At 71.5% G+C, this 19,131-nt stretch carries 16 protein-coding genes; 11 read left to right on the plus strand and 5 right to left on the minus strand.

Annotated features, from left to right (window positions below; translation table 11 throughout):
* The first annotated feature begins 9 nt into the window (after window positions 1–9).
* The 4 genes from BGO91_RS18565 to BGO91_RS18580 are packed head-to-tail and all read left to right on the plus strand — an operon-like array spanning window position 10 to window position 3,687.
* The gene (locus BGO91_RS18565) at window positions 10–963 is read left to right on the plus strand and encodes a carbohydrate ABC transporter permease (protein ID WP_290474215.1); all 954 of its coding nucleotides are present in this window, start codon (window positions 10–12) and stop codon (window positions 961–963) included.
* Entirely contained in the window at window positions 963–1,847 is an 885-nt protein-coding gene (locus BGO91_RS18570) for a carbohydrate ABC transporter permease (protein ID WP_290474216.1), read from the plus strand. The genes BGO91_RS18565 and BGO91_RS18570 overlap by 1 nt, the downstream gene beginning before the upstream one ends.
* Window positions 1,844–2,803 (plus strand): carbohydrate kinase family protein, encoded by a 960-nt coding sequence (locus BGO91_RS18575; protein ID WP_290474217.1) that lies wholly within the window; start codon window positions 1,844–1,846, stop codon window positions 2,801–2,803. The genes BGO91_RS18570 and BGO91_RS18575 overlap by 4 nt, the downstream gene beginning before the upstream one ends.
* Window positions 2,800–3,687 carry a PfkB family carbohydrate kinase gene (locus BGO91_RS18580; protein ID WP_290474218.1) on the plus strand — a complete coding sequence of 296 codons (888 nt, stop codon included), beginning with the start codon at window positions 2,800–2,802 and terminating at the stop codon, window positions 3,685–3,687. The genes BGO91_RS18575 and BGO91_RS18580 overlap by 4 nt, the downstream gene beginning before the upstream one ends.
* A 63-nt stretch (window positions 3,688–3,750) precedes the next feature.
* Here BGO91_RS18580 and BGO91_RS18585 read toward each other — a convergent pair whose 3' ends face one another.
* Genes BGO91_RS18585 through alr form a run of 3 tightly spaced genes read right to left on the minus strand, consistent with a single transcriptional unit; the run spans window position 3,751 to window position 8,070 of the window.
* Complete coding sequence (locus BGO91_RS18585; RefSeq protein WP_290474219.1) at window positions 3,751–5,904, minus strand: CapA family protein; 2,154 nt, start codon at window positions 5,902–5,904, stop codon at window positions 3,751–3,753.
* A complete protein-coding gene (locus BGO91_RS18590; protein WP_290474220.1) occupies window positions 5,901–6,902 on the minus strand; it encodes a D-alanine--D-alanine ligase in 1,002 nt (333 codons plus the stop codon). Before BGO91_RS18590 ends, BGO91_RS18585 begins: the two co-directional genes overlap by 4 nt.
* Window positions 6,895–8,070, minus strand: coding sequence for an alanine racemase (gene alr, locus BGO91_RS18595; RefSeq protein WP_290474221.1), 1,176 nt, complete (start codon window positions 8,068–8,070; stop codon window positions 6,895–6,897). The genes BGO91_RS18590 and alr overlap by 8 nt, the downstream gene beginning before the upstream one ends.
* 271 nt (window positions 8,071–8,341) lie before the next feature.
* Here alr and BGO91_RS18600 point away from each other — a divergent pair, with 271 nt between their 5' ends.
* Window positions 8,342–9,661 carry a hypothetical protein gene (locus tag BGO91_RS18600; protein WP_290474222.1) on the plus strand — a complete coding sequence of 440 codons (1,320 nt, stop codon included), beginning with the start codon at window positions 8,342–8,344 and terminating at the stop codon, window positions 9,659–9,661.
* Between the two features lie 4 nt (window positions 9,662–9,665).
* Here BGO91_RS18600 and BGO91_RS18605 read toward each other — a convergent pair whose 3' ends face one another.
* Complete coding sequence (locus tag BGO91_RS18605) at window positions 9,666–10,874, minus strand: ROK family transcriptional regulator (protein ID WP_290474223.1); 1,209 nt, start codon at window positions 10,872–10,874, stop codon at window positions 9,666–9,668.
* Between the two features lie 166 nt (window positions 10,875–11,040).
* On the opposite strand from BGO91_RS18605, the gene BGO91_RS18610 reads away from it, so the two are divergent.
* The 6 genes from BGO91_RS18610 to BGO91_RS18635 all read left to right on the plus strand — a co-directional run bounded on the left by BGO91_RS18610 (window position 11,041) and on the right by BGO91_RS18635 (window position 17,971).
* Window positions 11,041–11,970 (plus strand): carbohydrate ABC transporter permease, encoded by a 930-nt coding sequence (locus BGO91_RS18610; protein ID WP_021764408.1) that lies wholly within the window; start codon window positions 11,041–11,043, stop codon window positions 11,968–11,970.
* A gap of 9 nt (window positions 11,971–11,979) precedes the next feature.
* A complete protein-coding gene (locus tag BGO91_RS18615) occupies window positions 11,980–12,939 on the plus strand; it encodes a carbohydrate ABC transporter permease (RefSeq protein WP_290474224.1) in 960 nt (319 codons plus the stop codon).
* 56 nt (window positions 12,940–12,995) lie between these two features.
* Window positions 12,996–14,336 (plus strand): sugar ABC transporter substrate-binding protein, encoded by a 1,341-nt coding sequence (locus BGO91_RS18620; protein ID WP_290474225.1) that lies wholly within the window; start codon window positions 12,996–12,998, stop codon window positions 14,334–14,336.
* A 59-nt stretch (window positions 14,337–14,395) separates the two neighbouring features.
* Complete coding sequence (locus BGO91_RS18625) at window positions 14,396–15,898, plus strand: glycoside hydrolase family 36 protein (RefSeq protein WP_290474226.1); 1,503 nt, start codon at window positions 14,396–14,398, stop codon at window positions 15,896–15,898.
* A gap of 126 nt (window positions 15,899–16,024) precedes the next feature.
* Entirely contained in the window at window positions 16,025–17,557 is a 1,533-nt protein-coding gene (locus tag BGO91_RS18630) for a DUF4832 domain-containing protein (RefSeq protein WP_290474227.1), read from the plus strand.
* Window positions 17,558–17,650: 93 nt separating this feature from the next.
* Entirely contained in the window at window positions 17,651–17,971 is a 321-nt protein-coding gene (locus tag BGO91_RS18635) for a hypothetical protein (protein ID WP_290474228.1), read from the plus strand.
* A 24-nt stretch (window positions 17,972–17,995) separates the two neighbouring features.
* On the opposite strand, the gene BGO91_RS18640 is transcribed toward BGO91_RS18635, so the two are convergent.
* Window positions 17,996–19,131 (minus strand): LCP family protein (locus BGO91_RS18640; protein ID WP_290474229.1); only part of this gene is annotated, 1,136 nt, incomplete at its 5' end.

Consider the following 19,131-nt stretch of genomic DNA (forward strand, 5'->3'; position numbering starts at 1 on the left):
GACACGCGAATGGCAGACACCACCGCCCCTGCGCTTCCGCGGCCCGGCGCGTCTTCGGACGCCGCCGGGGCGCGGAAGGCGCGCCGGCGCCGCGGGCTCACCTCGGCACTGACCGGCTGGGGCTTCGTCGCCCCGGCGACCCTCATCATCCTCGGGCTGTCGATCTTCCCCGCACTGTGGGCGTTCGTGCTGTCGTTCCAGAACTGGGACGGCTTCAGCGAGCCGACCTGGGTCGGCGGCGACAACTACTCGCAGCTGATCGGCGACGCGGAGTTCGGCAACGCCGTCTTCAACACCGTCGGCTTCACCCTCCTGTTCGTCCCGGCCTCGGTGCTGCTCGGCCTGTTCCTCGCGGTCGCGCTCAACCGGCGCATCCGGTGGATGGGGTTCTACCGCACCGCGATCTTCGTCCCGTTCGTGGCGTCGGCGGCCTCCACCGGCATCCTGTCGACCTACCTGTTCAGCCCGCAGTTCGGGCTCGTGAACAACGTGCTGCGCGTGCTGCACCTGCCGCAGCAGGGCTGGCTGGACGACCCGAAGCAGGCCATGCTCGTCATCGCGATCATGTCGCTCTGGGGGTCGGCCGCCTTCACGACCGTCATCTACCTCGCGGCGCTGCAGGATGTGCCGGGCGACCTGATCGAGGCCGCCCGCATCGACGGCGCGAACCGCTGGCAGACGTTCTGGCGGATCGTCTGGCCGCAGCTCGCGCCGGTGACCGCGTTCGTCGCGGTCTGGCAGACCATCCAGGCGATCCAGCTCTTCGACCTCGTCTACACGACCACCCGCGGCGGCCCGCTCGACGCGACGAAGACGATCGTCTACTTCCTGTACGACAAGGCGTTCCACGCGCTGGAGTTCGGCTACGGCTCGGCCGCCGCCTACGTGCTCTTCGCGGTGACGCTGCTCATCACCATCGGCGTCGTCGTCATCCAGCGTCGCCGCGGTTCGGAGGCGTTCTGATGACGACGGTTCTCGACGAGGTCTCGCAGGCCGCCCGCCAGATCGCGGACGAGCGGCAGCCGCGCTCCCGGCGGCGCAAGCTGAGCGGGTGGCACTTCGTGCTGTTCCCGATCGCGATCCTGTTCCTGGTGCCGTTCGCGCAGATGGCGCTGGCGTCGTTCTCGCCGGCGAAGGAGCTGGTGGCGTTCCCGCCGCCGTTCATCCCGTCGCACTTCACGCTCGACGGCTACGCGAAGCTGTTCGGCCAGACCGACATCATGCTGTGGCTCGGCAACACGGTCATCGTGTCGGTGACCGCGATCGTGTCGAACATCATCCTGTGCTCGCTGGCCGGCTACGGGTTCGCCCGCCTGCGGTTCGCGGGACGCAACTTCGGGTTCCTGATGATCCTCGCGACGATCATGATCCCGACGCAGCTGCTGATGATCCCGACCTACATCCTGTTCGCGAAGCTCGGGCTGCTGAACGGGCTCGGCGCGGCCATCGTGCCGTGGCTGGCGACGGCGTTCGGCATCTTCCTGATGCGGCAGTTCTTCCTCTCCCTCCCGGCGGAGCTGGAGGAGGCGGGCGCCATCGACGGCTGCAACCGCTGGCAGGTGTTCTTCCGCATCGTGCTGCCGCTCGCGCGCCCGGCGCTCGCCACGCTCGCGATCTTCACGCTGCTCGGCGCGTGGAACGACCTCGTCTGGCCCCTGATCGCGATCAACAACCAGTCGTCGTTCACCCTGCAGCTGGGCATCGCGAACTTCCAGGGCGCGCACCAGACCGATTGGAGCCTCATCATGGCGGGCAACGTGATCGCCACGCTTCCCCTCATCCTGTTCTTCCTGTTCGCGCAGCGGCAGTTCATCGCGACCATGACGTTCTCGGGGCTCAAGGGATGACCGGCGCGACGGAGGCGGCGGTGGACGTCCTGGTCGTCGGCGACGCCAACCCCGACCTCCTGCTCACCGGCGACACCGTTCCGCGGTTCGGCCAGGCGGAGCAGCTGCTCGACTCGGCGGAGCTGCTGCTCGGGGGGAGCGCAGCGATCGTCGCGTGCGGGCTGGCACGGCTCGGCGTGCGCACGGCGCTCGCGGCGGTCGTCGGCGCGGACCAGTTCGGTTCCGTCGTGCTGGACCGCCTGCGCGACGGAGGCGTGGACGACTCGGCGATCGAGATCGACGCTGACCGGCCGACCGGGCTCTCGGTGGTGCTCTCCGAGCCGGGCGACCGCGCCATCCTGACGCTGCCGGGCACCATCCCGGTGCTGACGGCGGAGGCGGTGCGCTCGGCCGTCGCCCGGCTGCGGCCGCGGCACGTGCACGTCGCCTCCTACTTCCTGCTCCCCGGACTCGCCGCCGACCTCCCGGCCCTGCTGGACGAGATCGCCGCGACCGGGGCGACGATCAGCCTGGACACCAATTGGGATCCGGCGGAGCGCTGGGCCGGCCTGCACGAGGTGCTGCCGCGCGTCGACGTCTTCCTCCCGAACCGGGAGGAGGCGCTGGCCATCGCAACGGCGGTGGACGGACGGGCTCACGACGACCTCGACGAGGCCGCCGCCGCTCTCTCCGCCCTGGGCTGCCGTGTGGTCGTCAAGGCCGGCGCCGACGGCGGCGTCGCCTTCGAGGGCGGCCGGCGCAGCGCTGCGGCCCCCGGACTCGTGCTCGACGTGGTCGACACGACCGGGGCGGGCGACAGCTTCGACGCCGGCTACCTCGCCGCGCTCCTGGAAGGGGTGGAGGAGGAGGCCGACCGGCTGCGCTGGGCCGCGGTCGCGGGATCCCTCTCCGTGCGCGGGACCGGCGGCACCGGCGCGCAGGCCACCCGCGACGAGCTCGCGGAGGCGAGAGTATGACCATCCACACCCTCGGCCTGACCCCGGCCCTCGACGTCGTCTACGTGCTCGACGAGGTGCAGCTGGGCGGCATCCACCGCCCGCCGGTCGTCATCCGCTCGGCCGGCGGCAAGTCGCTCAACGTCGCCCGCGCGCTCGCGCTGCTCGGCGCGCGGACCCGCGCGGTCGTCCCTCTCGGCGGGCGGATCGGCGATCTCGTCGCCGACCTGCTGACCGGCAGCGACGTGGAGGTGGAGCGCATCCCGACCGCCGTCGAGACGCGGCTGTGCATCACCGCGTGCGACACCGGCTCCCGCCGCCTGACCGAGTTCTACGAGCCGGTCACCGAGTTCGACGTGCCGCTCGCGGCCGTCGCGGAGCGGCTGCGGGCCATCGCGCCGGGCGAGTGGCTCACCGTCTCGGGCGCCATGCCGGTCGGCACGGACGCGGGGGAGTTCGCCGGCATCCTGGCCGCGGAGGCCGACCGTGGCGTGCTGCTCGCGATCGACGTGCACGGCCCGGCGCTCGGCGAGATCGTCGACCGCGCGCGTCCCCGGCTCGTCAAGGTGAACCGCCACGAGGCGGCCGACCTGACCGGTGCGGCCGACCGCGAGCGGTCCGCCCGCCAGCTCGTCGAGCGCGGCGCGGGCATCGCGGTCGTGACCGACGGCGAGGCCGGCTCGGTCGCCGCGACCGCCGCGGGCGAGTTCATCGCAGTCCCGCCGGTCGACCGGCCGGGGCTCTTCGCGGTGGGGAGCGGGGATTGCTACCTCGCCGGACTCGTGGGGTCGCTGGAGGGCGGTGCCGACCTCGAGCGCGCCCTCGCCGTCGCGGCCGAGATCGGCGCGGCCAACGCGCAGGTGCCCGGGGCCGCCGTCTTCGACGCCCCCGTCCTCTTCGCCTGAGGTTCGCGTCGTTGCGCTCATTCCGCCCGGAATGAGCGCAACAACGTGAACCTCGGCGGCTGGTCAGCGTGAGGCAGGCGGAGCGAGCGCGCCGTCCGCGGCGATGCGGGGCGCGGTCGCGGGGAAGTCGCGGCGGCTGAAGTCGCCGACCAGGGCCGCGGCCCGGCCGTCCGGGTCGGGGAGGGGCACGCCGCCCTCGAAGGCGAAGTGGACGGAGCGCATCCGGCCGCGCGCGAAGGTGCCGTCGGGGTGGAGGCTCACGTCGAGGTAGACGCCGTAGCGGGTGGCCTGCTCGGCGCCGAAGACGCCGCCGCCGCCGAAGTTGCCGAGGCTGTACGCGATCAGCCGCCCCTTGTAGAACTCCGCGCCGCGCAGCGTGTGCGGTCCGTGCCCGAGCACGAGGTCCGCTCCCCCGTCGACCGCGGCGTGGGCGAACGCGACGGGGTCGCCGCGATTCTCCCCGTACATCCGCTCGACGCCGGGAGCGACGACGTTCGCGTCCGGCCCCTCGGCGCCCAGATGCGCCTGGACGACCACCACGTCGGCCGAGGCGGCGGCCGCGGCCACCACCTTCCGGACGTGCCGCAGATCGGTCACCCGGTTGAAGCCCTGGTACGGGGCGAAGCCGATCATCGCGACGGTGGTGTCGCCGATCCGCGTGCACACGATCTCGTCGCGGTCGCCCACGGCGCGGATCCCGTTCGCAGCGAGGTTCGCGCGGGTGTTCGCGTAGCCCTCGTCGCCGAAGTCCTTGGTGTGGTTGTTCGCCAGGTTCAGGAGGTCGAACCCGGCGAAGTACGGCGCGGTCGCGGGTTCGCTGCGGAAGGCGAGGCAGTCCGCGTCGGTGCTGCACTTGTCGTATCCGGTGTCGTCGGAGATCACCTGCTCCAGGTTCCCCGTCACGAGGTCGCCGGTGAACCAGGGGCGGACCGCGTCGAAGTGGTGTGCCCCGCCGTCCTCCGGCACCCCGTGGCCGATGTCGTGGATGAGCAGATCCCCGGTGGCGCCGATGGCGACCTCTCCCGGGCGCGCGGCGGCTTGCGCGGGCGGGGTCTGCCCGCAGCCGGGGATCGCCGTCGCTCCGGCGGTCACGAGACCGCACGCCACGAGCAGGACGACGGCCATCGCGGTCCGCCACGGCGCGCGCCACCTCCGCCCGGCGCCCGGAGCCGTCCTCGTCGCCCAGCGCGGGAGGTCGAACAGCCAGGTCGCACCATCCCGCAGCAGCAGGCGGTACAGCAGGAGGCTCCCGGCGATCAGGACGGCCGTCAGGATCACGGGCAGCATCGCGGCCGCCACCAGCTGCACGGCGACCCGGGAGTCCGACAGCCAGCCCGCCAGCAGGAAGTCGGCCAGGGCGAGCAGCGGCATGTGGATCAGGTAGATCGGGAGGCTGCGGCGCCCCAGCCAGGCCAGCCCCGGCCCGACCAACCGCATCCGCGCGATGCTCGGCGCGACGGCGAGCCCGGCCGTCACCCCGACGACCGACGCGAGCGGCCACACTCCCGGGACGGTCTCGGTGCCGGTGAGCCGCATCGCGGCGAAGACGGCCAGGTAGGCGGCGGCCAGCAGGAGGGCGATCGAGAGCCGCACGCGGTCGAGCAGCCGCCGGAGCTGCGGCGCGAGCTGCAGCCCCAGCAGGAAGAACGTGAAGTTGTAGAGCAGGGACCCGCGATTGCTGACGACCTCCACGTAACCGGCCGCGACGACGACCGACAGGATGCCGGCCGCGGCGATGGGGATCCACGCGGGGAGACGCGAGAGCGCCTTGGTCACGAGGAAGTACAGCGCCAGCGCGTAGAGGTACCAGGTGTTCGGCGGGCTGATCGTCACCGACTCGACGAACTCCGCGACGCCGCGGGGGACCAGCGTGGGGAAGTCGGGGAACGCCCACATCGCCGCCATGTGGATGAGCGACCACAGCAGGTAGAGGTAGAGGAACCGGACGACGCGCGTGCGGGCGACCACCGCCCACGGGCGGGTGAAGGCGTTCGCGGCGAAATAGCCGGAGACGAGCAGGAAGAGCGGCATCAGGAACGGCCAGATCAGGTCGCCGAACAACCCCCACGCGCCGGGGACCGGCACGCCGAGCTGCCAATCGATGTTCAGGTAGCTCTTCATGATCACGTGCCACAGCACGACGAGCGCGATGAGCACGCCCTTCAGCGCGTCGCCCCAGCCCTCGCGTGCGGCCGGGGCGGGCGTGGTGTCCGTCATCGAGCGGCCTCCAGCGACGCCGTGCGCTCGGTGAGGGCCGCGTCGAGGAGCGCCGCGACCAGCTGTTCGTAGCCGAGGCCGACGGCGGCGTACATCCGCGGCACCTGCGACGCCTCCGTGAATCCGGGCGTCGTGTTCACCTCGTTGAGCACCACACCGGTGGCGGTCACGAAGAAATCGAACCGCACGACTCCCGCGCAGCCGAGGGCGTCGTAGAGGGCGCGTGCGGCGCTCTCGATCACGGCGTGCTCGTCGGGCGAGATCCGGGCGGGCAGGGTGAAGGAGGCCGTGCCGTCGTACTTCTGCTCCCGGTCGAACACCGCGCCGTCGGCCACGCCGATCTCGAGCGTCGTTCCGGCGCGCAGGGCGCCGGTGCTGTCGCGGAAGAGTGCGATGTCGACTTCACGGCCCACGACGAACGCCTCGACGAGGGCGGTGCGACCCGCCGCGAGGGCGAGGCCGAGCGCCGCGCCCAGGTCGGCGGCCTCCCGGACCACCGAGACCCCGTTGCTCGATCCACCCGTCGTCGGCTTCACCACCAGCGGCGGGACCAGCCGCGGATCCCGTGCGAGGGAGGCGGCCTCGCCCTCCGAGCGGACGAGCCGCGCGGGCGCGGTGCGCACGCCGAGCGCCTCGGCGACGAGCTTCGTGATCCACTTGTCCATGCCCACGGCGCCGGCGCCCACCGGCGAACCGGCGAACGGCACGCCCGCCATGCTGAGGAGGCCCGCGATCGAGCCGTCCTCGCCGTTCTCCCCGTGCAGCACGGGGAAGGCGACGTCGCAGGTCGCCAGCAGGGCGATCGCCTCCGCTGCCGTCGTGGGGACCCCGTCGGGGTCGCGCCAGCCGCCGGAGCGGTCGATCGTCACCGGGACGGCGTCATGGCCGAGCGCGCGCACGGCCCGCGTGACGGCCGCGGCCGACGCCAGCGAGACATCGTGCTCGTCGTTGGCCCCGCCGCCGATGATCGCGACGCGCAGCGCCTCCCCGTCACGCATCGACCGCCTCCCCACGGCGCGACCCGGTCGTCCCGGCCGTCTTCGTCGTCCCGCTCATCTCCGACGTGGAGGTGCGATGGACGCGCGCCACGCGGCTGCCCACGCGGGTGACGATCTCGTGCTCGATCGTGCCCGCCCAGCCGGCCCAGTCGGCGACCGTGGGCTCGCCGTGCGCGCCCGGGCCGAACACCGTGACCGGTTCGCCGGGCGCGACCTCGTCCTCCCCGGTGTCGACGACCACCATGTCCATCGAGAACCGGCCGACCAGCGGGCGGCGTCGCCCGCGCACGAGGACGCCGGCGCGCTCGGAGGCCGCCCGCGGCAGCCCGTCCCCGTACCCGAGCGGAAGCAGCGCGAGGTGCGTGCGCCGGTCGGCGACGTGGTCCAGCCCGTACCCGATGCCGGTGCCGGTCGCGACCTCGCGCGACGTCACGACGTGCGTCGTCAGGGAGAGCGCCGGCCGGAGCTCGCGGGAGGTGCCCGACGGGTCGATGCCGAAGAGTCCCGCACCGATGCGGTGCAGCCCGAAGCCGGCGCCGACCCCGGTCACGGTGGCGGCGGTCGCCGCGAGGTGCGTGACCGACGGCGCCAGCCCGCGGCGCCGCGCCGTGCGCACGGCGTTCGCGAAGAGTAGCCGTTCGCGCTGATTCTGCGGGTGGCCGGGCTGATCGGCGCACGACATGTGCCCCATGATCCCGACGACGTGGAGCGAACCCAGGTGCTCCAGCTCGCGGGCGATCGTGCACAGCGCCGGCCACGCCTCGACGGGGGAGCCGTCCCGCGCCATCCCGACGTCCACGTGCAGGTGCACCCGCGCCCGCCGCCGGACCAGGGAGGCCGCCCGCGCCACCGCGTGCAGCAGCACCGGGCTGGCCACCGCGAGGTCGACGTCCGCGAGCACGGCCGCGGCGAAGTCGGCGTCGACCGGGTTGAGCCAGCTCAGGATGGGCGCGCTGACGCCGCCGGCGCGCAGCGCGAGCGCCTCGTCGATGGAGGTGACGCCGAGGGAGGCGGCCCCGGCCTCCAGGACCGAGTGCGCGATCGCCCCGTGCCCGAACGCGTCCGCCTTCAGTACCGCCATCAGCCGGCCGCCCGTCGCGGCCGCGAAGTGCGCCGTGTTCGCCCGGATCGCCTCGTCGTGGACGATCAGCTCCGATGTCCAGACCATCAACGAACCCGCTCGCGATCGACGCGCCGTCGCCCCATCCCAGTACCCATGTGATCAGCGTTCCGGGTTTCGCGCGGCGGATCGTCATCCGAGCGGTTGACGTCCTTCATCCCCGAGGGCGAGATCCTCCGCGGGGCGGCGGGCGATCGCCGCGGGCGGCAGTCCCTCGGAAAGGGGTGGTCCTCCGGTTGGGTGAGACGTGCCGTGATGTCCTATGTTTGCTGACGGTATGCCGTGTCGCCGAGGGGCGATGCGCGTGACGGGGGAGCACATGCACGAGGACGAAGCGCGCGGCGACGCGGCGCCCGATACGGTCGACGACGCGACGCCGACGCCGGTACTGGAATCGGAACCGGCTCCGAAGCCGGGACCGGGACCGGAATCGGCACCGGCGGAGCAGGCGGAGAGTGCAGCCGACAGCCCGGACGAGCGGCCCGAGGTGCCCGCGAAGCGCCGCCGGCGCGGACTGGTGCTCGGCGTCGCCTCCGCGGTCTTGCTCTCGGCCGGCGCGATCACCGGCGTCGGATGGGGCTGGCAGGCGTACGCGGCCTCCCGCACGGCCGTCGCCTACCAGGAGGCCACGGCTGCGGCCACCGCGCTGGAGGACGCGACGGACGCGCGCGAGACCGCGCTGAACAAGGCGACGTTCTCGGTCACCTCGCTGAAGGAGTTCACCGACCACGACCGCCCGGCCTACCTCGGCGAGGCGACGGCGGCCGCGCTCGCCGCGGCCCGGACGAAGCTGGAGGCGGCGACGTCCGGGCTCCACTCCGTGCGCTTCGAGGCGCCGAAGGTGAGCGCATCCAGCGCCGACCTGATGCCGTGGACGGTCATCGCCCACGTGGAGCACACGCACGCGCTGATCCGGAAGGAGAACGCCGACCGCCGCGCGCGGTCCGCCGAGCTCGCCTCGCTCGCGTCGGCTCAGAAGGCTGTGAACGCGAGCGCGGACGCCGTCTACGCGGAGCTGAAGGCGCACGGCGAGCAGGTCATCACCGCCGACGACGCCGCCACCTACGCCAGCAAGGTGGAGCTGCGGCACGCGATCGATGCCGGGGAGAGCGGGGTGACGCTGTCGACGTTCGGCGGGCCCGGTCTCGTCCAGCTGGTCGCGGCGATCGACGGGGTGGATGCCGCCCACGCCGCCGGACTGGCGGCCCGGCAGGACCCGGCCTATCCCGTGCGGGCGCAGATCGAGGAGTACGCGCGCTCCATCGCACACGGGGTCACTCTGGACGTCGAGTGGCACGCCGAGGTCAGCGGCCTCGGCGAGGGATGGTACTCGGGCACCACCGTGTACCACCCGGACGACGGCGGCTGGGCGACGATCGACCTCAACTTCCCGCTGCAGGACGGCTGGTCGAGGGGCGACGTCGACGCACGGGCGCTCGTCGCGCACGAGGTGGGCCACGCGCAGGTCGTGCGCCCCGAGTGCGCACCGCTCTTCGCGAGCCCGACGTTCAACCACGACGACGAGATGTGGGCCACCGCCTGGGCGATCTCCCTGGGCTTCGACACCGCCGGCTCCGGCATCGAGGCGTACGGGCGTCCCTCCGACGAGCAGATCGCTGTCGCCGGCCAGTGCCGCTAGGCGGTCATCCTGCGGCGCGCAGCAGCTCCACCGACTCGGCCGGGCTGGGGAAGGCGTCCCGCGCCACGACCGCGCCCTCGAGCACCGAGTGGAGGTGGTTGCCGGCGAGGCTGATGCCGCCCATGGCGACGGCCTCGGAGCCCAGCGTGGAGGCGATGACCGCGGGCGGGAGCGGGACGATGCCACGCAGCGTCCGCTCGAAGCGGGGCAGGAACACGTCGGCGCTGGGGGAGCTGCCGCCGCCGATGACGAGCAGTTCGGGATCGATCGCGAGCGTGAGAGCGGCGGCGCCGGTGGCGAGGTCGTCGGCGAACTCGTCGACGGCGGCGACGGCCGCGGGGTCGCCGGTGCGGGCCGCCTCGAAGATCTCCTGACGGCTCGGGCGCGGGGAGGCGAGCACCGAGCTGCCGTACCGCTCGTTGAGCTCCTGCCAGCGCAGCTCCGGCATCTCGCCGACGATCCCGGCGGCGCCGTGCACGCCGCGGTGCACCTTGCCGCCGACGATGGAGGCACCGCTGGTGCGGGCGCCGCAGAGGATGTAGACGACGTCGCTGCGATCGCGGGCCGCGCCGATCGCGAGCTCGGCGTGCGCGCCGAGGGCGACGTCGCCCTCCACCAGCACCGCAGCCTCGAACTCGCGGCGGAAGCGCTCGCGCAGGTCGAGGCCGATCCAGCCGGGCATGCCGGTGCCGCCGAAGTGGAGGACCTCGCCGGCCGTGCTGATCGCACCGGGCGAGCCGATGGCGACGGCCCAGGCCGCGCTGCGGTCGAGGCCGAGGCTCCCGAGCAGGTCGTCGGCGACTGCGAGGGCGGCGACCACGCGCTCCTCCGCCGGGACCTCCTCCTCGGTGGGGACGGTCAGGTGCCCGCGCACCTGCCCGGTCAGGTCTGTGACGACCGCGTAGATGTGGTTGGCGCCGATGTCGAGGGAGAGGAAGTTCCCGAGCGCCGGGGCCAGCCGGTAGGAGGCGGCGGGTCGGCCGAGCCGCCCGGCGGGGGAGCCGTCCCACGGCACGAGCCAGCCGAGATCGACCAGATCGGTGACGATCGCGTCGACGGCCGTGCGGGAGAGACCCGACTCCGCCGCGAGGTCACGCATGGTCTGCGGGCGCTCCATGACGGCGCGGAGGATGCCCCAGGAGTTCATCCGGCGCAGCAGCGACCGGCTCCCGACGGACCCCTCGACGCTCTGCACCACGGCCTCTCGTGCCATCTCGCTCCTCGCCCTTGCCATTATTAACGCCAAGTTGCATAATTAACTCGCTCACCCGACTTTACCGCGGATGGGCGCCCTCCGGATCGGCGAATCGCTCGCGGATCCGATGAATTCGACCCTGCGCCGACGGCGAGCAGCTCGTCCCGGTCGCGGAGAGGTACCTATGACAGCCCTCCTCCCGAGAGCCGCGACCCGCGGCCGCGCCCCGCGACCCCCGCGGCGCCGGCTGCGGGACGACCGTCGCGTCGCCTGGCTCTTCATCGCCCCCGTGCTCATCGGCTTCGCGGTCTTCTACCTGTACCCGACGATCCGCGGGTTCTGGTGGTCGTTCACCGACTACAGCCTCCTGGGCGACCCGTCGTTCGTCGGCGTCGACAACTACGTGGCCGTGCTGCAGGACAAGGAATTCTGGAACTCGATGGGCGTCACTCTCTACTACGTGGTGGTCAACGTCACCACGCAGACGGCGCTGGCGCTCCTCCTCGCCGCGCTGATGCACCGCCTGACCCGGTCGGTCGTGCTGCGGACGACGCTGCTGCTGCCGTGGCTCGTCCCGAACGTGACGGTCGGCCTGATCTGGCTGTGGCTGCTCGACACCAACCTCGGCTTCGTCAACCACCTCATCACGGCGATGGGACTGCCCGCGGTCGGCTTCTTCACCAGCCCGGCGCTCGCCATCCCGACGATCTCGGTCGTCAACACCTGGGCCTTCACCGGCTACACGGCGCTCCTCTTCTATGCGGGGATGCTGCAGATCCCTGGCGACCTCTACGAGAGCGCGTCGCTCGACGGGGCGGGGGAGTGGAGGCTGTTCACCCGCATCACGCTCCCGCTGCTGAAGCCGGTCATGGCGCTGGTGCTCGTGGTGTCGCTGATCGGCTCGTTCCAGATCTTCGACACGGTCGCGGTGACGACCAAGGGAGGTCCGGTCAACGCCACGAGGGTCATCTACTACTACATCTACCAACAGGCGTTCACCTTCTTCCACATGGGCTACGCGGCGACGATGGCCATCGTCCTCGTGATCATCCTCGGCGTGCTGACGGCCGTGCAGCTCCGCCTCCTCCGCGCCTCCGAATCCCAGCTCGCCTAGGACACCGCCATGACGACAACGCAGCCGACCGTGCCGACCGTGAACCCGGCGGCCGAGCCTCCCGCCCCCGCCATCGCCGCCCGCCGCGAGCGCCGCCCCTTCTCGATCGGGCGAACGCTGGGCTGGATCGTCCTGATCGTCTCCCTGATCCTGACGCTCTTCCCCTTCTACTGGATGCTGAAGACCGCGCTCACTCCGGCGGCCGACGTGATCAAGGACTCCGGCTCGCTCTTCCCGGGCAGCCCCACCCTGATCAACTTCGCGCGGGTCCTCGGCTTCCTCAGCCCCGCCGAGGACCAGGCCGCCGGCGGGTCCGGCGCCTCGATCAACTTCCTGCTCTACCTGTGGAACTCGATCGTGTACTGCGCCCTGATCGGCTTCTTCCAGACCGTCTTCTGCGCGATGGCGGGCTACGCGTTCGCCCGTCTGCGCTTCCCCGGGCGCAACGTGCTGTTCTCCATCCTGATCGCCGCCCTCATGGTCCCCGGCATCTTCACGCTGCTGCCGAACTTCGTGCTGGTCCGCGACCTCGGCCTCCTGAACACCGTGTGGGGCATGGTCGCGCCGAGCCTGCTCATGACACCGTTCGCGCTGTTCTTCCTGCGCCAGTTCTTCCTCAACATCCCGGTGGACGTGGAGGAGGCCGCGATGCTCGACGGCGCGGGCAAGGCTCGCGTGTTCTGGCGGATCGCCCTGCCGATGAGCCGCGGGCCGCTGATCACGATCGGCCTCATCACCGTCGTCTGGGCGTGGAAGGACTACCTCTGGCCGCTGCTCATCGGCCGCGACGAGAGCGTCCGCACCATGACCGTCGCCCTCGGCGTCTACCTCCAGCAGTCGCCCAACACCCAGCCCGACTGGACCGGCCTGATGGCCGGATCGACCCTGTCGGTCATCCCCGTGCTCATCCTGCTGATCTTCCTGGGCCGCCGGATCGTGGAGTCCCTCAACTTCACCGGCATCAAGTGACCAGGCACCTCCCCCACCGCACCACACCGCATCACCCAACACAGAGAGAGAAATCCATGACAAAGGTACGTCGCGTCGCCGCCATCGCCGCCGCCGCCGCACTCCTGGTCGGCGTCTCGGCCTGCTCGTCCTCGGGCTCGGGATCCGACGAGAAGGTGACCCTGAACTACTGGATGTGGGACGACACCCAGGTGCCCGCCTACCAGCAGTGCGCCGCCGACTTCGAGAAGGCCAACCCGAACATCACGATCAAGATCAGCCAGAGCGCCTGGGGCCAGTACTGGACCAACCTCTCGACGCAGATCGCCGCGGGCAGCGCGCCCGACGTCTGGGTCGACCAGGTGTCGTACTACCCGCAGTTCGTGCAGGACAAGCAGATCGTCGACATCGAGCCGTACGTGAAGAAGGACAAGGTCGACCTCTCGCAGTACGTCGACGGCCTCGCCGACCTGTGGAAGGTCGACGACGCGCGCTACGGCCTCCCGAAGGACTGGGACACGATGGGCCTGGTCTACAACAAGGCCGACCTCGCCGCCGCCGGCGTCGACGAGAAGTCGCTCTCGGACCTCACCTGGAACGCGAAGGACGGCGGGACGTTCGAGCAGCTGATCGCGAAGCTGACCGTCGACAAGAACGGTCACAACGGCCTCGACCCCGCGTTCGACAAGAACAACGTGAAGACCTTCGGCTTCCTCCCCGAGTGGGCGGACGGCTCGCAGGGTCAGAACGGCTGGGGCAACCTGGCCGTCTCCAACGGCTGGTACTACGCCGACAAGAACCCGTTCGGCACGAAGTTCAACTACGACCAGTCCAAGCTCACCGACACGGTCCAGTGGCTCGCCGACCTCTCGCAGAAGGGCTACGCGCCCAAGCTCGACGTGCAGTCCACGCTGGCCCGCTCCGAGGTGCTCGACAACGGCGGCGGCGCGCTGACCACGCTCGGCTCGTTCAACCTGGCCTCCTACAAGGGCAAGACCGACCAGTTCGGCTTCGCCCCGCTGCCGATCGGCCCGGAGGGGCGCAAGAGCGCCATCAACGGTCTGTCCGACGCGATCTACGCCGGTTCCAAGCACAAGGACCAGGCGTGGGAGTGGGTCAAGTACCTCGGCTCCGCCGACTGCCAGAACACGGTCGCCGCGACCGGCGTCGTCTTCCCGGCGATCAAGGAGGCCTCGGAGAAGTCCGCCCAGGTGCGCGAGCAGGAGGGCCTGAACGCCCAGGTGTTCCTCGACGAGCAGCAGGCGAAGGATGGCACCTTTATCCTGCCGATCAGCTACCACGGCACCGAGATCAGCCAGATCGTGCAGGACGCCATCCAGAGCGTCGCGCTCGGCCAGAAGGACGCGAAGTCGTCGCTGACCGAGGCGAACAAACAGGTCAACGCCCTCTTCAAGTAGCGACAACCCGCGCGGGGGCGGCGACCGGCCGCCCCCGCGCACCACACAGAAAGCCCACCATGCTGCACACCTTCGACTTCGGATCCGTGCGGATCCCCGCCAACGTCACCGGAGCGCCGACCGCGGTGCCGGGAGGCCACCTCGTGCCCGCCGGCCCCGTCGCCCTCCTGCACCCCTTCGGCGACACCGAGTTCTACCGGCACGGCTGGAACTCGTGGAGCCCGTCCGGCTGGGCGCGCACCGACGGCGAGACCATCGGCATCAAGGACAGCCCCCGCCGCCTGCTCACCGCCGACGACGCCGCGAACGAGACCCCGCACGCCCACTCGGGCAGCGCGGTCGGCGCCGTCGTCGGCGAGGACGGGAACGTCCTCCTCCTCGGCGCACTCGGGCTCGGGACGCCGCGGGTCGGCGGCGACGGCAACGTGCTCTGGGGCCGCGGGGAGGAGAGCTCGGCCGAGTGGTTCGTCGGCTACGGCCCCGAGGTCGAGGTGTTCGCCGCCTACGCCGATCTGGTCACCGCCCGGCTCGGGAGGCGTTCGCTGCGGGCGGGCGCGGTGTGGAGCAGCTGGTACTCGTTCTTCGAGGACATCGACGAGGAGACCATCGCGCGGACCGTCCGCGACCTCGCCGGCTACCCGTTCGACGTCTTCCAGCTCGACGACGGCTGGGAGCCGATCGTCGGCGACTGGACCGCCAACGCGAAGTTCCCCTCGGGCATGGCCGCGACGGCGCGCACGATCGCCGACGCCGGGTTCCGGCCCGGGCTCTGGCTCGCGCCGATGATCGCGCTGCCCGATTCCGACATCGCCCGCACCCGCCCCGACCTGCTCGTGCAGGACGACGACGGCCGCCCGCTGGTCAGCGGCTACAACTGGGACTCCCATTACTACTCGCTCGACACCACGCAGGCCGAGGTGCAGGACCACCTGCGCGGGGTCTTCGAGCGCGTCACCTCGTGGGGGTTCCGCTACCTCAAGCTCGACTTCATGTACGCGGGCGCCATCACCGGCAACCGCAGCACGGGCGTGCACCGCGAGACCGCGTACCGCCAGGCCGTGGAGCACATCCGCTCGGTCGTCGGCGACGACGTGTACCTGCTCGGCTGCGGCGTCCCGATGATCCCGTCCGTCGGCGTGTTCGACGGCGCACGGGTCGGACCGGACGTCGCGGCCTTCTGGGACAACGCGGAGCGCGTGGGTGACCCGTCGGGGGTCGGCGCACGCAACTCCATCGTGTCCTCCGTCAATCGCGCCTGGATGAAGCGGCTCTACGAGGTCGACCCCGACGCGGTCTACTTCCGCAGCGCCCGCAGCCTGCTCTCCGACGGCGAGCGGCAGGCGCTGCGCGACACCGCCGCCGTGCTCGAGTTCCGCTCCACCTCCGACCCGCTCGCCTGGCTCACTCCAGCCGAGCGGGAGGAGCTGCGGGACTACATGGAGGAGACCGCGCTGATCGAGCAGACCGGTCGCTACGCCTTCCGCATCAGCGGGCGCGAGGTCGACTTCACCCCCATCGTGACGGGGGAGGCCGCCGTCGAGGCTGCCTCCGTCGTCGGCTAGACGCGCGGGGCGCGGCGTCCGCCGGACGTCGCGCCCCACGCTCCCGGAACCCGAATCCGACCGCAGTACGCACATTCACCGCTCGACGACCAGGCGGCGACGACGCCGTCAGAAAGGTGCACCAGAATGCGCAGAACCGCACGGAACACGATCGTGGGGGTGGCCGCCGCGGCCGCGCTCGCGATCCCCGCCCTGTTCGCGGCCCCGGCCACGGCGGGCACGAGCACGGCGGCCACGACCCACGCGTCCGGCTCGACCGGCACGGCCTCCTGGACCTCCCTCGCCGCCGCCGGCGAACCGGACGTCAACCCGCTGAAGGGCTTCATCCCCTTCGCGGGCTCGTACACCGCGTTCCCCTACTCGATGGAGTGGGCCTACTTCCCGGTGAACGCCGTGATGACCGGGCCGGACACGTTCGACTGGTCGGCGCTCGACACCGCCCTGAACGCGATCGCGGCGCGCGGTCACCAGACCGCCTTCCGCTTCTACCTCGACTATCCCGGTCAGCCCAGCGGCGTGCCGCAGTACCTGCTCGACGGCGGCCTGGCCACCCACTCGTACGACGACTACGACAACAACGGCGTCAGTGTCTCACCGGACTACGACGACCCGAACCTGCGCACCGCGATCGACCACTTCGTCGCCGCGCTCGGCCAGCGCTACGACGGCGACGCCCGCGTCGGATTCGTGCAGGCCGGCCTGATCGGCTTCTGGGGCGAATGGCACACCTACCCGTACAACGGCGACGGCGGCCAACCGAACTGGATGCCCTCCGACGCCACGCAGCTGGAGGTGCTGACCGACTTCACCGACGCCTTCCACACCACCAAGCTCATGGTGCGCAATCCCACCACCATGAACGCGTCCCTGCCGATCGGCTACCACGACGACTCGTTCGCCCTGGAGACCAAGACGAGCTCGCTCGGCTGGCACTTCATGGACAACATGGTCGCGGCCGGCGCCACCGACAAGTGGAAGACCGAGCCGATCGCCGGCGAGCTGCGGCCCGAGCTGCAGCCGTGCCTCTTCTCGGCGGCCGGATGCCCCGTGCTCGAGGACGGCGGCGACAACGACTTCGCCGGGAGCGCCGACCAGACCCACGCCAGCTGGCTCATGGACCACTACGCGTTCGAGACCGGGTACTCGGCCGCGGACAAGCCGGCGGCGCTCGCCGCGTCGACGTCGCTCGGCTACTCGTTCCGCGCCACCCAGGCGCTCGTGCCGTCGTCGACGGCGCCGACCACCGTCTCCGTCGGGCTGTCCGTCGCGAACGTGGGTCGCGCCCCCTTCTATTACGACTGGCCGATCACGCTGAGCTACCTGAACGCCTCCGGGGCCGCGGTGAAGACCGTCACGACCTCCTGGCACGTCAGCGACATCGCCAGCGGCGCGAGCACGCAGTTCACGGGCAGCGTCGACCTGACCGGAGTCGCACCCGGGACGTACACGCTCGTCGCCCAGGTCACGAACCCGCTCGCGGGCGGCCTCCCGATCCGGTTCGCGAACGCCGCGCAGGACGCGACGAAGGCCGGCTGGCTCACGCTCGGCACGACGACCGTCCACAGCGCGAGCACGGCGTCGTGGCACGGGCACGGCGGGCCGGGCGGCCACGGCGGCCATGGCGGACAGTGCCCGCGGGGCGGGCTCCGCGCGGTCTGAGGCCGGACGGGGCAGCGTCGCTTGTCGCGGCGCCGCCCCGGTCATCCCGCCAAGCCCTGTCGCGGCCGGCGCCGGCACCCCTAGGCTGTGCCCATGGCAGAGGGATTCAACCAGGCGTTCGCCGACGTGGCGTTCGCACTCCAGAGCGACCCGGACGACGACGTGACGCTGGACGGCGACCGCCTCCTGGTCAAGGGGAGGCTGTTCGCCTACTTCGACGGATCGGCGCTGGTCGTCGACCTCCCGGCACCGCGGTCGGCGGACCTGGTCGAGCGCGGCATCGCGACGCCGGCCACCGGCAGCACCGCCGCGACCGGCGCGTGGACCGCGATCACCGCGGAGGACGACTGGCCCGAGCTCGCGGCCGAGGCGCACCAGTTCGTGGGAGAGCCCGCGGTCGGTCACGACTCGTAGGCACGCGCCGCCCGCACCGCCCCCTTAATTCACGCAGGGAATCGCGCCCGCCTGCAGGGGAGCGTCGGAGTCAGTGTAGGTGTTCGTGGCCGGCGGGGGTGCCTGTCCACCATTCGGCGCTGCGGGCGCCTCCGTCGTCGCTCCGCTGTCCGCGGGAGGTGCGGACGCGGGAGGCGCCGAGCTCTCCGCGGGCGGGTTCAGCAGCGACGCCACGATGGAGCGGATCGTGTCGAGGTCCACGATGTTCACCGACTGGCCGTCGATCGTCTCGTAGTGGTCGATGGGGAGGGTCTGGAAGGAGAGGTTCCCGCCCGCCAGCCGCTGGGCCTGTCCGGCGAAGCTCAGCAGGTCGAAGCCGTCGTCGAGGGCGATGTACGTCTTCGCCGTGTCGATCAGCTTCTGCATCGTGCCGAAATCGGTGAAGGTCTGGGCCCGCCGGAGTTTCACGGCGAGGGAGACGATGAACGCCTGCTGGCGGCGGGTGCGGTCGAGGTCCGTCAGCTCGAGGTCGCTCGGCCCGGTGTCGCGGCGCTGGCGGACGAAGCTCATGGCCTGGGAGGCGTCGATCTCCTGCATCCCGGCGGGGAAGTGGGCGCCCGAGAACCGGTCCTGCGTCGCCTGGTTCAGGCACACGGTGATCGGCTGGACCGCGGTCGCGACCTCGTAGAACGCGGCCATCGTGATCTCGACGAAGTGGTCGATCCGCACCCCGCCGAGGAAGTCGGAGACGGTCTGGATCTGCGTCTGCCGTGCCGCCGTGCGGGCCTGCTGGTACGCCTCGGCCTCGTCGACGCCCTGCTTGCGCAGCTCGCGGAGCTTCTCGTCCATCCGGAGCCCGTACGCCTCCTTGATCTTCGACTTCTCGACGCCGTCGGGGGCGCCGGCCAGGGTGGCGTAGTCGTCGCGCGGGATGGAGATCCCGACGGCCTTGCCTCCGCCGGCCGGGATGTGGATGAGCATCAGGACGTTCGCGTTGTAGCCGCCGTTCGTCTCGTCGCCGGCGCGGATCGCGTCGTAGATCTCCTGCGAGAGCGGCTTGCCGTCCTGATCGACCCGGCTGTCGAGCCCCATGACGAGGATGTTGGCCTCGCCCGTGTTCTGCGCGACGCCCGGGGTGGACGTCCCCGTCGGCATCGTGATCGCGGAGCGGCGGATGCCGT

The sequence above is a fragment of the Leifsonia sp. 71-9 genome, assembly GCF_001898805.1.
GTDB lineage: Bacteria > Actinomycetota > Actinomycetes > Actinomycetales > Microbacteriaceae > Leifsonia.

Excerpts from the sequence above, each read along its gene's own strand:
- BGO91_RS18565 (WP_290474215.1), top strand. The coding sequence starts at position 10 with ATGGCAGACACCACCGCCCCTGCGCTTCCGCGGCCCGGCGCGTCTTCG.
- BGO91_RS18570 (WP_290474216.1), top strand. The coding sequence starts at position 963 with ATGACGACGGTTCTCGACGAGGTCTCGCAGGCCGCCCGCCAGATCGCG.
- BGO91_RS18575 (WP_290474217.1), top strand. The coding sequence starts at position 1,844 with ATGACCGGCGCGACGGAGGCGGCGGTGGACGTCCTGGTCGTCGGCGAC.
- BGO91_RS18580 (WP_290474218.1), top strand. The coding sequence starts at position 2,800 with ATGACCATCCACACCCTCGGCCTGACCCCGGCCCTCGACGTCGTCTAC.
- BGO91_RS18585 (WP_290474219.1), bottom strand. The coding sequence starts at position 5,904 with ATGACGGACACCACGCCCGCCCCGGCCGCACGCGAGGGCTGGGGCGAC.
- BGO91_RS18590 (WP_290474220.1), bottom strand. The coding sequence starts at position 6,902 with ATGCGTGACGGGGAGGCGCTGCGCGTCGCGATCATCGGCGGCGGGGCC.
- alr (WP_290474221.1), bottom strand. The coding sequence starts at position 8,070 with ATGGTCTGGACATCGGAGCTGATCGTCCACGACGAGGCGATCCGGGCG.
- BGO91_RS18600 (WP_290474222.1), top strand. The coding sequence starts at position 8,342 with ATGCACGAGGACGAAGCGCGCGGCGACGCGGCGCCCGATACGGTCGAC.
- BGO91_RS18605 (WP_290474223.1), bottom strand. The coding sequence starts at position 10,874 with ATGGCACGAGAGGCCGTGGTGCAGAGCGTCGAGGGGTCCGTCGGGAGC.
- BGO91_RS18610 (WP_021764408.1), top strand. The coding sequence starts at position 11,041 with ATGACAGCCCTCCTCCCGAGAGCCGCGACCCGCGGCCGCGCCCCGCGA.
- BGO91_RS18615 (WP_290474224.1), top strand. The coding sequence starts at position 11,980 with ATGACGACAACGCAGCCGACCGTGCCGACCGTGAACCCGGCGGCCGAG.
- BGO91_RS18620 (WP_290474225.1), top strand. The coding sequence starts at position 12,996 with ATGACAAAGGTACGTCGCGTCGCCGCCATCGCCGCCGCCGCCGCACTC.
- BGO91_RS18625 (WP_290474226.1), top strand. The coding sequence starts at position 14,396 with ATGCTGCACACCTTCGACTTCGGATCCGTGCGGATCCCCGCCAACGTC.
- BGO91_RS18630 (WP_290474227.1), top strand. The coding sequence starts at position 16,025 with ATGCGCAGAACCGCACGGAACACGATCGTGGGGGTGGCCGCCGCGGCC.
- BGO91_RS18635 (WP_290474228.1), top strand. The coding sequence starts at position 17,651 with ATGGCAGAGGGATTCAACCAGGCGTTCGCCGACGTGGCGTTCGCACTC.